A 14349-nucleotide genomic window follows, 5' to 3' on the forward strand; every position below is an offset into this window, starting at 1 on the left:
AGGAATTGGGGTGCGCGGATCAGGCGAACGCCGGTGGCGCGCGCGGCCCGATCGGTCCCCGCGGCGGAAAGCGGTAGGTCGGTGTCCGGTGATCGGCCCAGCGGCCCGCTCTCGCGACCGGGAGATGCCGAGGTTCGCCGAGGATGGCTCGGGCCGCGCCGGAGACGATCCCGTAGAGACGTTCGGCGGCCAGGATCGCGACCGCGCAGGCGAGGGTCGCGAGAAGATGCGCGCACAGCATCCAGCCGGTCGGCAGGAAACCCGCCAGCGGTGCGTCGTCGCGCGCGATGTGCGAGACGCGCTCGCCGTGCGCGTGCCCGAGCAGGCCGGTCAGTACCGCGTGCCCGGCGAGTTGTCCGGCCGCGAGCGCACCCAACACGGGCGCGGCGGCGTGCGCCTGTCCCGCACGGCGTCGAGCACCCTCGAGCCATTCGCCGCGTCGGGTGCTGAGCTGGGCACTGTGCTGATCGCCGCGTCGGGTGCTGAGCCGATCGCCGTGCCAATCACCGCGTCGGAGCCCGAGCCGACCGCGGCCGATCGTGCTGCGGGATCGGTCGGAGCTCCGCGAGAAACTCGTCGCCGCGCACCCCGCCAACGCCGAAACCGTCAGCAGCAGGGCCGATTCCGGCGAATCCGGATAGCCCCCGCCCGCGGCGCCGTGCGCGGCAACGCTGAGCAGACCGACCAGCGCGCCGACCAGGCCGCCGCGCGGCCAGCCGGTACTCGGGCCGGGGTTCATCGCGGAGACGGCATTCAGCTCACGCCGAGCCGGGCGAGCACGTCGGCCTCGATGCCGGACAGCTCGTGCGAGATGGAGGTGTGCACGGCGCGCCTGCGCGCGGCGGGCATCTGTTCGGCGGTGCGGACCGCGGCGCCGAGACTGTCGAGCCGGGCGCGGGTGGCGATGACGAACTTCTGCCCGTCGCCCTTGTCGTCGATCTTGCCGAGCGCGGCCTCGGCGTTGGCGAGGCGGGCCTGGAGCTTCGCGCCGTGCCCGGTGTAATCGCCGAGCTGGTCGATGCCGATGCCGAGTTGCTGCGCGCGACGGGTGTCGAGCTGGCCGCGGACGAAGGTGGCGCCGCGGTAGGCCAGCGGCGCGAGCACCGGAACGAGCACACGGGCCACGCCGAGGTACTTGCGCACCTGGCCCGCGCTGAACACGTCACGCTCGGCCTTGGCGGCCACCTTCAGCGCGGCCTTCTCCTCGGCCTGCAGGGTGGCGATCTGCTGCTTGGCGACCTTGGCCTGAGTGCGGGCCTCGGCGCGCTTGGCCTTGCGATCGTTCTTCGCGAACAGCTTGGCTTCCATCGCCGCCTTGTGCTTGAGGGCTTTGGCCTCGGCCCGGCGACTCGGACGCCGCTTGCGCTTCGTGAACAACCCCATCGGAAGGCCCTCCGTCAATGCTGTGTGCCAGGGCAGCGCTGTCGGCGCGAGGCCGTCTGCCGTCTACCACGCGGTTTGCGCCCACCTTATCCGGTCGACGGCGGCGGCAGCGAGGGCACGCCATGTCCTGTCGGGGGTCTGGACCATACTGCATACGTGTATTCGGGCAGCGGTGACCGCGAGGGTCGCAAGGTGGACGGCTCGGCCGCGGACCGGTCGGGCGAGCTCGCCGCCGCGCCGATCGAGGACGCGCCGATCGAGAACGAGCCGGTCGAAAACGCGCCGATCGAGAGCGGTCCGATCGTGAACGCGCAGGTCGCGTTCATCGATGCGCGCGCGTTGATCGGATGCAGGCACCGGCTGCACCTTGACGCGGCCCACCCGCAGATGCTCACGGGCGTACTCGAGGATCCGGGTGTGCGCCAGCGGCGGGAGGCCGCGACCGCGCATCGCAATCGGGTCCGCGACGCGCTCGTCGCCGCCGATCCGGACAACTGGCTGATCATCGACCCCACGCTGCGGGCGTCGGATCGCGCCGCGGCCACCATGAGCGCGTGCGCCGCTGGGGCGCAGAACATCTGGGGCGGGCTGCTGCCACAGGAACCGGACACCGGCAGACGCGGCGGCTCGGAGATCCTGCTGCGCGACCGCGATCGCGGCGGCTACATCCCGGTCATCGTGGTCAACCACAAGGTGACCGATCCACGCAAACCCGAACCGGCCGAGTTCCATCCGACCACCTCGGACCCGTATCGCTGGGACCCGCGCCCGGATCCGGCCCGCAAGCTGCGTCAGCAGCCGCGCGACCAGCAGCGCCTCGCCCACCTCTACCGGATGCTGCAACGTCACGGGCTGGCCAGTCCGTCGCTGGTCGGCGGTGTCATCGGCTACCACTTCGACCGCATCCTCGTCCACGATCTCGGCCCGCTGCTCGACGAATACGACCGCCGCTACGCCGACCGCATCGCGGTGGTGCGCGGCGAGCTGCCGACGGTGCCGTCCAAGGTGCCCGAATGCAGGCAATGCCCTTGGTGGACACGGGGAGTCGAGGGAGCGAGCTGCGAGGGCTGGCTGGCCGAGCACCGCGACGTCAGCCTGGTCGCGCCGGGCTCGCGGGCCGACGTGCTGCGCGGCCACGGTGTGGAGACGATCGACGACCTGGCGGCGTGGACCGGCGACGACCCGGAGGACTGGCAGCACGGCCCCTTCGACGAGGCCGTGGTCACCGCGCGCGCCTGGCTCGCGGGCGCGCCGCTGGTGCGCCGCTACGACCGGGTGCAGGTGCGCCGCGCCGACGTCGAGGTGGACGTGGACCTGGAGAGCTTCCAGGAGCACGGCGCGTACCTGTGGGGCACCCTGCTCGACGGGCGCTACCGCCCGTTCGTCACCTGGGACCCGCTGCCGACCGAGGACGAGGGCCGCTCCTTCGGCGAGTTCTGGACCTGGCTGATGACGGTGCGCGCCGAGGCCGCGACGGCAGGGAAGACCTTTGCCGCCTACTGCTATTCGCGCACCGCAGAGGACAAGTGGCTGTACGAGTCGGCGCGCCGGTTCGCCGGGCGTCCCGGGGTGCCGACGGTGGACCAGGTGCGCGCGTTCGTGGACGGACCCGAGTGGGTCGACATGTTCCAGGCCGTGACCGACCAGTTCATCTGCCCGAACGGCAAGGGGCTCAAGAAGATCGCGCCGGTGGCCGGTTTCTCCTGGCGCGATCCCGAGGCGGGCGGCGAGGCGTCGATGAGCTGGTACCGCCAAGCCGTCGGCTACGACGGTGCACCCGATCCGACCCAGCGCACCCGGTTGCTCGAATACAACGAGGACGACGTGCGGGCCACCCAGGTGCTGCGCGAATGGATGTCGCCGCTGGTGCCGAACCCGCACTGCGCCGAGTTGGAGGTGCCCGCCCTGGCCGACTTCGGGCGTGCGCCGGAGTTGCCCGCCGGTGGCCGCGGCGCGGCGTCTTCCTTCGGCCGCGGCGCCTGATCGGGCGTGCGTCCGTGCCGTCGGCCCGCGGCGGTACCATCGCGACGTGACTCAGCACGTCGAACAACTCGAGTTCCAGGCAGAGACCCATCAGCTGCTCGAGCTGATGATCCATTCCGTCTACTCCAACAAGGACACGTTCCTGCGGGAGCTGATCTCGAACGCCTCCGACGCGCTGGACAAGCTGCGGCTGGCGTCTTTCCAGGACAAGGACCTGCACGTCGACACGTCCGACCTGCACATCGAGCTGGAGGTCGACAAGGACAACCGGGTACTCACCGTCCGAGACAACGGCATCGGCATGTCCCGCGCCGAGGTGGTCGACCTGATCGGCACCCTCGCCAAGTCGGGTACCGCGGAGCTGCGCAAGCAGCTGAAGGACGCGAAGACCGACGCGGCGGCCGAAGAGCTGATCGGCCAGTTCGGCATCGGCTTCTACTCGACCTTCATGGTGGCCGACAAGGTCACCCTGACCACCCGCAAGGCGGGCGAGACCGAGGGCACCCGCTGGGAGGCGGGCGCGGGCAGCTCGATCTACACCATCGAGGCCGTCGACGACGCGCCGCAGGGCACCGCGGTGACGTTGGAGCTCAAGCCCGCCGACGAGGAGGATCACCTCTTCGACTACACCCTGGAGTGGAAGCTCAGGGAGATCGTCAAGAAGTACTCCGACTTCATCGCCTGGCCGATCCGCATGCAGGTGGAGCGGACGGTCACCGAGGGCGAGGGCGAGGACAAGCAGGAGAAGACGGTCCTCGAGGAGCAGACCCTCAACTCGCAGAAAGCGCTGTGGACGCGTCCGAAGAGCGAGGTCTCCGAAGAGGAGTACAAGGAGTTCTACAAGCACGTCAGCCACGCGTGGGACGACCCGCTGGAGATCGTTCCGCTCAAGGCCGAGGGCACGTTCGAATACCAGGCGCTGCTGTTCATTCCGTCGCACGCGCCGTTCGACCTGTTCACCCGCGAGCACAAGCGCGGCGTGCAGCTCTACGTCAAGCGGGTGTTCATCATGGACAACTGCGAAGAGCTGATGCCGGAGTACCTGCGCTTCGTCAAGGGTGTGGTGGACGCGCAGGATCTCTCGCTCAACGTCTCCCGCGAGATCCTGCAGCAGGACCGGCAGATCCAGATGATCCGCAAGCGCCTGGTGAAGAAGGTGCTCTCGACGGTGAAGGAGCTGCAGGGCGCCGAGGATCAGGAGAAGTACCAGACCTTCTGGACGGAGTTCGGCCGCGTCCTCAAGGAGGGCCTGCTCTCGGACTTCGACAACCGCGAGACCATCCTGCAGGTCTCCTCGTTCTCCTCGACGCACTCCGAGGCCGAGCTGACCACGCTCGCGCAGTACGTCGAGCGGATGAAGGACGGCCAGGACGCGATCTACTACATGACCGGCGAGTCCCGCCAGCAGGTGGTGAGCTCCCCGCACATGGAGGCGCTCGCGGCCAAGGGTCTCGAGGTGCTCATCCTGACCGATCCCGTCGACGAGATGTGGGTCGGTTCGGTGCCGGAGTTCGACGGCAAGCGGTTCCAGTCCATCGCCAAGGGCGAGGTGGATCTGGAGACCGAGGAGGAGAAGAAGGAGTCCGAGGCGCTGCGCGAGCAGCAGGACAAGGACTTCGCCGAGCTGCTGACCTGGCTGGGCAAGACCCTCGACGAGAGCGTCAAGGAGGTGCGCCTCTCCAACCGGCTCACCACCTCGCCCGCCTGCCTGGTCGGTGACGTCTTCGACTTCACGCCGATGCTGGAGCGGATGTACCGGGCCTCGGGCCAGATCCTCCCGGAGACCAAGCGCATCCTCGAGCTCAACCCGACCCATCCGCTGGTCACCGGCTTGCGCGACGCGTACGACACCCGCAAGCAGGACGCGGACGAGGGTAAGGTCCCGGAACTCACCGAAACCGCCGAGCTCCTCTACGGCACCGCGGTGCTCGCCGAGGGCGGCGAGCTGAAGGACCCGGCGCGCTTCGCTCACATCCTCACCGACCGCCTCACTCGCACGCTGTAAACGCACTCCGCGAAGGCCCCCTCCCGCATCGGGAGGGGGCCTTCGTCGTTTCCCATGGGCCCCTCCCACACATGCCGCATACGCCGCACAGAGGCGGCGGCTGTGTGCGGCGTATGGGAAGGGTGTGGCGACGTCGCCAGGGCGGCGACCGTGGGCCGGTGCCTGCCTTGTTCGCGGTGGGTCCCGGACGGGGTACCCGGATGTCTTCGTCCAGCGTCCCTGCATCGGCGATAAGGGTTTGCTGAAGGGTTCGTAAGGGTTACCGAAACTCGCTGACAGGTGCTCCAAACTTATTGTGCGCATTGCGATTTGGCTTACAGCGGGTTGGCGTGCGGAAGGTTGCTGGGGTAGGGTCGGAGACAGCGAAGGGGAGTAGCCCCCAATCACGCAGTCGACATACTGGCCCGCTGCCTCCCCGAGGCTCGGGTCCGGTTGTGTGAACCGGGTTTTCATCCGGTGGGCGAGACCTTCGGCCTGAACAACCACACGTTGTCGGCCGGAGGCGTACCCAGATCTCCGGCAGGCAGGCCGGAGACCGGGAGTGCGCCACACATGATCGCCACCATCCTGCTGAGCATCGGCATCGTCTTCCTTGCCGAACTCGGAGACAAGTCCCAGCTCATGGCGTTGACGTTCGCGTTGCGCTATCGCTGGTGGGTGGTTCTCGGCGGCATCGCGACCGCCACAGCGGGCGTGCACCTGATCTCGGTCGCCGTGGGCTACTTCCTCGGCGCGGCCCTGCCCACCCGGGCCATCTCACTGGTCGCCGCCCTCACCTTCTTGGCCGTCGGCCTGTGGACCTTGCGCGAACACCTCGGCGCTCCCGACGATGACGCCGAGCCGCGGCCACCCCGCTCCACCGCCGCCCCGTTCCTCGTGGTCCTCTCCGCCTTCCTCCTCGCCGAACTCGGCGACCGCACCATGTTCGCCACCGCCGCCCTCGCCACCGACAACAGCTGGTTCGGCGTGTGGCTCGGCTCCACCATCGGCATGGTCGCCGCCGACGCCCTCGCCATCGCCGTCGGCATCGCGGTCGGCAAGCATCTGCCCGAACGACTGATCGGCATCTGCTCCGGGCTGCTGTTCCTGTACTTCGGAAGTGCGACGTTGCTCGGTGCGGCGGTGCCGTCGATGGGTGTACTGGCGGGAGCGGGGCTTGCTGCGATCACGCCGGTGGTAGTGGGTGTCGTGCTGCTCGTGCGGCGGGGGCGTTCGCGCGGGGAGAGGCTCAGTGGCCAGGTTGAGGGAGTTGTCGCGGAGGGTGTGCGCCCGCAGGGGTGAGGGCCCCGCCCCGGGTTCGGTCGGGGGCTCGTCCGGTCGGCGGGTTGTCGCGTTGGCGGACGTTGTTTCTTGGGTGATCCTTGCGATTCGCGCCACCACGGAGTTGGCGCGATACCGCTGAGACCTCAGGCCCGCACCTCATCGACTATCGCCGACCCGTACAGATCCCCACTCCGCCGCACCATATCCAGCAGCGGCGCGCACAGGCCCCGCAGTCCTTCCAGGTCAGCCGCAGCGATCCGCGCGGTGACCATCGCGCTCACCGCGGCGGCGAAGGTCTGACAGGCGAACCGCTGTTCCTCGCTGCGGGCGTCGAGCACCTCGGCGATCACCGCGACGAACGAGTCCTGGAGTTGGGCGCGGCGCGCCAGCGCGTCGGAACCCACCGCGTAGACCTCGACCAAGTAGAGCCTGGCGTAGGCGGGGTCCTCGATCAGCCCTTCGAAATACGCGTCGAGCAGACGTCCCATCCGGTCGAGATTCGTTTCGCTCGTGCCGTTTTCGTCCTCCAGCGGTCCGGATGCCTCCGCGATCCGGACGACCAGCCGCTCGACGGCCCGCTCGTAGGCGGCGGTGAAACAGTCCTCCTTGGAACGGAATTGCTCGTAGAAGGTCTCCCGGGAGACGCCCGCCAGTTTGAGGACCGCCGCGACGGAGGTGCCGACGTAGCCGGTGACCGCCATGGTCTCGGCCATCGCGTCCAGGATCCGATCCCGCTGCGACGCGATCACCTGCTCCCGAGGTAAACCGTGCCTGCCCCTGGGGAGTTGGCGGGCGGTGCCTTGGGTGTCGGTCATGCGGTGGCTCCGGACGGTTCGGTGGGGCAGGTGTTCGGCGAGCGCGGCGCCGGGCGACCGGCGTCACGCCCCTCGGGCGGGTCGCTCCATTCTGCGTGGTCTGCTGGGTTGATCGGTGGTGAAGGGCGCGTCCTCGGCGCGGGCGATCTCCAGCGCCTCGGCCACTCCGCGGCGCAGCGTGGCGTCCACGAGGCGCTGGGCGAGCGGGCGGAACGGCAGCGCCACCGCCACCCACCAGGGCGAGACGATCTGGCGGTGGCGGCGCGCGATGGCCCGTTCGGTGGCGTCGATGGCGGGTCCGAGCGGCGCCACGCCGGAGACGGTGGCGCGGCCGAGGATGGCGCGCGCCGCTGCCGTGCCGAAACCGCGAGCGGTCATGTCGGTGTCCAGTTCGGCGAAGTACGCGATGCCGACCTTGGCGCCGGTGTGCCTGATCTCGTGGCGCAGGGTGTGGCCGAGCGCCTCGACGCCGGCCTTCGACGCGCTGTACGCGCCCGCCAGCGGCAGATTCACGGCGGCGGCCAGCGACGAGACGATGAGCGCGTAGCCCTGTGCGTGACAGATGTGCGGGCCCGCGGCGCGCAGCGTGTAGTAGACGCCGAGCACGTTCACCGCCAGCGTCTCCTCCATCACCGAAGGATCTCCGCCGATCAGCGCCAGCTGCTTGGCCACACCGGCGTTCGCGACCACCACGTCCAAGCCGCCGAGCTCGCTCGCCAGCGTGGTCACCACCCGCTCCACTTGGGCATGGTCGCCGACGTCGCAGTAGCGCCACGGGGCGTCGCCGCATTCGCGCGCCACCTCCGCCAGCAGGTCGGGTTCGAGTCCGAGCAGCGCGACCGACGCCCCGTGCGCGTGCAGCTGCTTGGCCAGCGCGGCCCCGATGCCTCGCGCCGCCCCGGTGATCAACACCCTTCTACCGGCGACGACTGGGCCGGAGAACAGCTTCATGCGGCGACGATACCACCGATGAACAGCAATGTTCGCAAATATGTTCGCCTCGCGCGCGGCGTGAGAGAATGTCATGCATTGTCTCTCACGAGGCCTCGCCGGGTACGCCCGGGTCGGGGGCGGACTTCGCTCCACAGCATCTATTAGTGTGCAATTGACACAAGGCCAACTGGCTGTCACGAACGAGAGGACCATCGTGGAGATTTCGGGTTCCGCCGCCATCGTCACCGGAGGCGCATCCGGCCTCGGCGCCGCCACCGCCAAGCGTTTCGCCGAGCTGGGCGCCACCGTCTTCGGCCTGGACGTGCCGCAGTCGATCGAGCGCGCCGGTGACAACGTGCCTGCCGGGGTCACCCTCATTCCGGCCGACGTGACCAGCAACGACGAGGTCTCGGCCGCCGTCGCGAAGGTGGTCGAGTCGGGCGCGCCGCTGCGCATCGTGGTCAACTGCGCCGGCGTCGGCTGGGCCGGTCGCATCCTGTCCAAGAACGGCCCGCACGATCTGGAGCTGTTCCGCACCGTCATCACCGTGAACCTGCTCGGCACCTTCAACGTCATGCGGCTGGCCGCCGACGCGATCGCCAAGACCGATCCCGTCGACGAGTACGGCCAGCGCGGCGTCGTCATCAACACCGCCTCGGTCGCGGCGTTCGAGGGCCAGGTCGGCCAGATCGCCTACTCGGCCTCCAAGGGCGGCGTGCACGGCATGACCGTGCCTGCCGCGCGCGACCTGGCGCAGTTCGGCATTCGCGTGAACACCATCGCCCCCGGCATCATCGACACCCCGATGCTGGCCGGCGTCACCGAGGAGTACCGCAAGGGCCTCGAGGCGGGCGTGCCCTTCCCGTCGCGTCTCGGCCGCCCGGACGAGTACGCGCAGCTGTCGCAGTACATCGTCGAGCACGACTACCTGAACGGCGAGACCATCCGCATGGACGGCGCGCTGCGCATGGCGCCGCGGTAATTCGGCGTACCACGCGAAGGCCGCCTCCGATTCGCTTCGGGGGCGGCCTTTTTCGGCCAGGTGATCAGGGCAGGGGCTTGTGACCGATGCCGAGGAACGCCGTGGTGGCCAGTGGGGTGTTGGGCCGGTAGTTCTCGGCGAGATGGGCCCGCATGGACTCCGAGCGGGCGGCCCACGCGTCCTCGCCGATCGAGCGCCGCAGCAGCATCATCGGCGCGCTGCTGCGCGACATTTCCTCCCACAGCCGGTCCGCGTCCGGGTAGGCCACCGAGGTGGTGTGCCGCTGGATGGACACCCCGGCGAACCCAGCTCCCCGCAGCTCGGTGGCGAAGACCTCCGGATTCTCCAAGCTCAGGAAGTTGGGCTGCGGCTCCTGGATGGCCGGATCGCCCGCCGCCAACGCGCCGAACATCATTCGCATCAGCGGGGACTCGGCCACCGGCGCCCAGCTCGACACCACCGCGACCCCGCCGGGGCGCAACACCCGGAACAGCTCGGCGAAGCCTTTGATCCGATCCGGGAAGAACATCAGGCCGAACATCGAGAAGCCCGCGTCGAAGCTGTCGTCATCGAACGGCAGCGCCTGACCGTCACCCACCCGCACGTCGACATTGGTGATTCCGGCGTCTCGCGCGGCATTCCGGAGGCGTTCGAGCATGTGCTCGGCGAAATCGACGGCCTGCACCCGGCCGACCCGCGCGGCGGCGGGCAGACTCAGCGTGCCCGGCCCCGCCGCGACATCGATGACATGCGCGTCGGCGGGCAGATCGGCGAGTTCGAGGGCGCGATCGGAGAACGGCGCCATGATCGCGAGCGCGGATTCGGCGTAGCCGTCGGCGACCAGATCCCATGGTTCGGCGGAGGCGAGGGGATTACCGGACATCTTCCACGATCCTTTCGACCGTGACAGGCTAACTGTGCAGCACCCTCGCAAACCACCAACTCACGCGAATACGGCTGTGCACGAATGCGTTCGAGGCCGCGGCGAAGCGCAGGCGTCCGCATTCGCCGAGCATCGGGGCGGCACCGCTCAGGCCGCGAGCAGCATCGCGAGCACGGCGGTATCCGGATCGCTGATCGGATCCAGCCCGACCCGGCTGACCAGCGAGGTGACGGTGCCGTCGGATTCCGCCTCGGCCCACGCCGCGCGGTGTTCCAATCCCAGGTGCGGCACGCCCGGCAGCAGCACGCAGCCGGAGGCCGCGCCAACGCATTCGGGCAGCGTCGGGCGAGTCTCCGACGGCGGGTGCAGCATGAGCAGCGCGGGCGGCACGTGATCGGCGAACCGCCCCGGCTCCAGCGCCTGCTCGCCAAGCACCGTGCCCTCGGCCAGCACCAGCCCGACCGTGCCCGGCTCCGGATCGTCGGGCAGGTCCTCGCGGACGCCGAAGACGGTCGACGTGGACAGCAGCCCAGGCAGGCTCGCCACGCGCACGGCGAGCACCAGAACCTGCGCCCATTCCTTGGTGGTGTCCGGCCAGCGACCGGAAATGACGAACCCGCGCAGCGACCCGCGCGAGTGGAACGGCGTGACGCCGATCGGCCCGTTGGTTCGCATCGTGCCTCCCGAAATGAAACCGGGGGCGGCCTTGCCCGTCCTCGAACTGTATGGATTCAGAGGATGACCCACGAATCAACTGGCACACAAGTACCAATGAGTGCTAATCGGGCAGTGGACGCGCAGATCGGGCGGCGGACACGAAAAAGCCCGCCGGGCGATTCCACTACCCGGCGGGCTTCCAGCCGCGCGCCTCGGCGCGCGGAGATTCACCCGAAGATCAGGCCCTTGCCCTGGGTGACGGCGCGAGCGAAGCGCTCCTGCACGTCCTCCCAGTTGACGACGTTCCAGAACGCGGTCACGTAGTCGGCCTTGACGTTCTTGTACTGCAGGTAGAAGGCGTGCTCCCACATGTCGACCTGCAGCAGCGGGATGATGCCCAGCGGGACGTTGGCCTGCTGGTCGTAGAGCTGGAAGGTGAGCAGCTTCCCGCCGAGGGTGTCGTAGCCGAGCACCGCCCAGCCGGAGCCCTGCAGACCGTTGGCGGCCGCGGTGAACTGCGCGCGGAACTTGTCGAACGAACCGAACTGGTCGTCGATCGCGGCGGCCAGCTCGCCGACCGGCTTGTCACCGCCGTTCGGGGAGAGGTTCTTCCACCAGATGGAGTGGTTCACGTGGCCACCGAGGTGGAACGCGAGGTTCTTCTCGTAGAGGAAGATCGCGCCGTGATCGCCGGATTCGCGAGCCGCCTCGAGCTTCTCGAGTGCGGTGTTCGCGCCCGCAACGTAGGCCGCGTGGTGCTTGGAATGATGCAGCTCGTTGATCTGCCCGGAGATGTGGGGCTCCAGGGCGCTGTAGTCGTAATCCAGATCTGGCAGCGTGTACTCAGCCACGATGTCCCTTTCTCAGTTGTCGGGCTGTGACGCTCGGAGATTCGAGCGCTTCCAACCATCATTCGTACACCCGCTCGGTTCCAACCGGGCCGTGTGCCCCCTCATTCCATCGGAGATTCGTCGATAACGCAGTGGTTGGTACCGGCGTGAGCGGAAGGGCGGTTCGAGCAAGAGCATTCGTGAGTAGCATCGGAACCATGTCGTTCTTCGACGAGCTGGTCGGACGGATCCGTCTCCCGGAGCCGGCGATGGTGACGCCCGAGCAGGCGCTCCCCGGCCGGGAGGAGCCAATCCTGGTGCCGGATACCCATTTCGTGAACGGCAATCCCCTCCGTCCGCCATTTCCTGACGGCATGCGGGTCGCGGTCGTCGGGATGGGTTGTTTCTGGGGTGCGGAGAAGGGCTTCTGGGAGCTCGACGGCGTCTACACGACCGCGGTCGGGTACGCGGGCGGGTACACGCCGAATCCGACCTACGAGGAAGTGTGCAGCGGCCGCACCGGGCACACCGAGGCGGTGCTCGTCGTCTTCGATCCCGCGGTGCTGGATTACGCCACCGTGCTGAAACACTTCTGGGAGGACCACGATCCGACCCAGGGCATGCGCCAGGGCAACGATCGTGGCACGCAGTATCGCTCGGCGATCTTCGCGCTGAGCGACGAACAAGCCGCCCTGGCCGGAAGCAGCGCGGAGACCTACGGCAAGCGGCTCGCCGAGGCGGGGTACGGGTCCATCACCACCGAGATCGCGCCGCTGCCGACTCCGGAAGCAGGTCCGGCGCCGAATCTGTCCGGGTTCTATTACGCCGAGGGCTATCACCAGCAGTACCTCGCGAAGAATCCGGGCGGCTACTGCCCGGTGCACGCCACCGGGGTGACCTGCCCGGTCGGGCTGGGGGCCTGAAAGACCTTGCGCGAACGGCGAACCGCCGCGCATCCGAAGTGATCGGACGCGCGGCAGTCGCGGGGCTCGGTTACAGCGGCGGCACGACGCCGGGGCGAAGGGTGCGCGGATCGGCCGCGTCATGGGCCTTCCACCAGCGCACGCCGCCCGCGATGAAGTCGGCGGGCGCGATCTCCTTGCCCTTGGCGTCGTACACCGTGACGTTGTCGAACCACACGCGCACATCGAGTTCGCGCGGGTCGATGCCCTCCTCCTGGGAGAACTCCAGCACGTGCGAGGGGGTGTGATCGTCGATCTCGGTGTCGAAGCTGAGCAGTTCGCGCCACAGCGCCCAGCCGCTGTCGTCGACGTCGATGAATTCCCAGCCGTGCAGGCGGCCGCCGCCGAAGCTGCGGATCGCGTGGTCGAGGCCGTCGAGCGTGAGCGGAAGTATCTTGGCCGCGATGTCGTCCCAGCGCTGGATCCGCAGTGAGGCCGCGACTCGGCTGACGCCGGTGAAGTCCAGCCGGACCTGATGGTCCTGTGGCGGCGCGCCGTCGGCGGGCACCGTCATGACTGTCAGATCGAGGCGCAGCGTGGCCGCCTTCGTATCCACCTCGAGCCCGAGGCAGGTCGCCTCCGAGATCGCGGTGTTGAGTCCGGTCGAGTCCAATCCGTCGAATAGCCCCCTGCGCACATCCATGCCCTCAGGCTACCGACAGCGCCAGCTGGAGCCCGGTATTTCAGTTTTTCGCTAGTGTTCTCGTTTTTTCTGGAACCGAATCGTTCGCCGTTCCGTCCAAGTAGATGTCGGGACCCGCTCGGCCGCGGTTCCGAGGCAGCGGCGAACGACCGCTCCGGGATGGACAAGGAGGGGAGTCCCGGATCGGTCGTTCGTGACCCCCGCTTCGCCGAGGATGAGCTGGACAGGGCCGTGTGGGTCCCGATCCCGGTCCGCTGGGGCGAGATTGGATTCGCGTGAAGTTTGCTTATAGCCGCGCCCTGTGACTGTCCCCGACGGTGATAGGCGGGGCCTGTGGATCAGGTTGTGGATTCTGTGGATAACTCCCACGAAGATATGCACAGGTGGTCGCGGAGCGGGGCGGGAATGGGTTAACGGCGGCGGAAACGGACTCGGGGTACGAAATTTGCGGACGGGTACCGACCCCGCAACCACCTGGCGATACGGACATCGTCGCCGCCGGGGTGGTTGTGGGCGGCGGTCCGCCCGAAAACCCGCGCGCGATCGGACCGGATGCGGAAGTACGCCTGATCCCCGGCGCTGCGGCGATCATGGCAGGATCGAGTCGTGACGAGCCCCGAGATTCCGTCGGTGCCGGTGGAAGACCTGCCCGGCGAATTCGACCACGGCGAGCGGCCGGACCCGGTCCGGGCGATCCTGCTCGACGTGCGCGAAGTCGACGAGTGGCAGCTCGGGCACGCCCCCGGCGCGATCCACATCCCGATGGTCGATGTGCCCGCGCGCACCGACGAGCTGGACTACGACGCCGAGGTCTATGTCGTCTGCAGGCAGGGCGGCCGGTCCATCGAGGTGGCGAAGTACCTGGCCTATATCGGTTTCGAAGCGGTGCAGGTCGACGGCGGCATGGTGGCCTGGCAGCGGATGGGTCGCCCGCTGGTCGCCGAGGGTGACCATCCGGCGAAGATCTACTGACGGAAGAGCGAGGTGCCCAGGCAATGAGCGTCAGGCCG

Annotated in this window: 14 protein-coding genes; 6 read left to right on the plus strand and 8 right to left on the minus strand. The window is 68.6% G+C overall.

The window, feature by feature from the left end:
- Positions 1–19: 19 nt before the first annotated feature.
- Positions 20–739 (minus strand): hypothetical protein, encoded by a 720-nt coding sequence (locus ACRWNM_RS11045; protein WP_431966256.1) that lies wholly within the window; start codon positions 737–739, stop codon positions 20–22.
- A gap of 14 nt (positions 740–753) precedes the next feature.
- The gene (locus ACRWNM_RS11050; protein WP_431966258.1) at positions 754–1383 is read right to left on the minus strand and encodes a DUF6474 family protein; all 630 of its coding nucleotides are present in this window, start codon (positions 1381–1383) and stop codon (positions 754–756) included.
- 303 nt (positions 1384–1686) lie between these two features.
- Between ACRWNM_RS11050 and ACRWNM_RS11055 the strand changes: the two genes are divergently transcribed.
- The 3 genes from ACRWNM_RS11055 (at position 1687) to ACRWNM_RS11065 (ending at position 6652) form a co-directional block, all read left to right on the plus strand.
- Positions 1687–3366 carry a TM0106 family RecB-like putative nuclease gene (locus ACRWNM_RS11055; RefSeq protein WP_431966769.1) on the plus strand — a complete coding sequence of 560 codons (1680 nt, stop codon included), beginning with the start codon at positions 1687–1689 and terminating at the stop codon, positions 3364–3366.
- 46 nt (positions 3367–3412) lie between these two features.
- Entirely contained in the window at positions 3413–5371 is a 1959-nt protein-coding gene (gene htpG / locus ACRWNM_RS11060) for a molecular chaperone HtpG (protein WP_431966260.1), read from the plus strand.
- 552 nt (positions 5372–5923) lie between these two features.
- A complete protein-coding gene (locus ACRWNM_RS11065) occupies positions 5924–6652 on the plus strand; it encodes a TMEM165/GDT1 family protein (protein ID WP_431966262.1) in 729 nt (242 codons plus the stop codon).
- 125 nt (positions 6653–6777) lie between these two features.
- On the opposite strand, the gene ACRWNM_RS11070 is transcribed toward ACRWNM_RS11065, so the two are convergent.
- A complete protein-coding gene (locus ACRWNM_RS11070; protein WP_431966264.1) occupies positions 6778–7449 on the minus strand; it encodes a TetR/AcrR family transcriptional regulator in 672 nt (223 codons plus the stop codon).
- Between the two features lie 63 nt (positions 7450–7512).
- Entirely contained in the window at positions 7513–8400 is an 888-nt protein-coding gene (locus ACRWNM_RS11075) for an SDR family NAD(P)-dependent oxidoreductase (protein WP_431966266.1), read from the minus strand.
- A gap of 196 nt (positions 8401–8596) precedes the next feature.
- Between ACRWNM_RS11075 and ACRWNM_RS11080 the strand changes: the two genes are divergently transcribed.
- The gene (locus ACRWNM_RS11080) at positions 8597–9364 is read left to right on the plus strand and encodes an SDR family NAD(P)-dependent oxidoreductase (protein WP_357448794.1); all 768 of its coding nucleotides are present in this window, start codon (positions 8597–8599) and stop codon (positions 9362–9364) included.
- 64 nt (positions 9365–9428) lie between these two features.
- Here ACRWNM_RS11080 and ACRWNM_RS11085 read toward each other — a convergent pair whose 3' ends face one another.
- The 3 genes from ACRWNM_RS11085 to ACRWNM_RS11095 all read right to left on the minus strand — a co-directional run bounded on the left by ACRWNM_RS11085 (position 9429) and on the right by ACRWNM_RS11095 (position 11755).
- Entirely contained in the window at positions 9429–10247 is an 819-nt protein-coding gene (locus tag ACRWNM_RS11085; RefSeq protein ID WP_431966268.1) for a class I SAM-dependent methyltransferase, read from the minus strand.
- A gap of 147 nt (positions 10248–10394) precedes the next feature.
- On the minus strand, positions 10395–10922 hold the full coding sequence (locus ACRWNM_RS11090) for a peptidase (protein WP_431966270.1): 528 nt from the start codon (positions 10920–10922) through the stop codon (positions 10395–10397).
- 209 nt (positions 10923–11131) lie between these two features.
- Entirely contained in the window at positions 11132–11755 is a 624-nt protein-coding gene (locus tag ACRWNM_RS11095; RefSeq protein ID WP_067844217.1) for a superoxide dismutase, read from the minus strand.
- A 197-nt stretch (positions 11756–11952) separates the two neighbouring features.
- Between ACRWNM_RS11095 and msrA the strand changes: the two genes are divergently transcribed.
- Entirely contained in the window at positions 11953–12657 is a 705-nt protein-coding gene (gene msrA / locus ACRWNM_RS11100; RefSeq protein ID WP_431966771.1) for a peptide-methionine (S)-S-oxide reductase MsrA, read from the plus strand.
- A gap of 70 nt (positions 12658–12727) precedes the next feature.
- Here the strand turns inward: msrA and ACRWNM_RS11105 are convergent, their stop codons facing one another.
- Positions 12728–13339, minus strand: a complete 612-nt coding sequence (locus ACRWNM_RS11105; protein WP_431966272.1) for a hypothetical protein — start codon at positions 13337–13339, stop codon at positions 12728–12730.
- 606 nt (positions 13340–13945) lie between these two features.
- Between ACRWNM_RS11105 and ACRWNM_RS11110 the strand changes: the two genes are divergently transcribed.
- Positions 13946–14311: a rhodanese-like domain-containing protein gene (locus ACRWNM_RS11110; protein ID WP_431966274.1), complete on the plus strand. Its 366-nt coding sequence runs from the start codon at positions 13946–13948 to the stop codon at positions 14309–14311.
- Positions 14312–14349 lie beyond the last annotated feature (38 nt).

Source organism: Nocardia sp. bgisy134, assembly GCF_965341865.1.
Taxonomy (GTDB): Bacteria; Actinomycetota; Actinomycetes; order Mycobacteriales; family Mycobacteriaceae; genus Nocardia.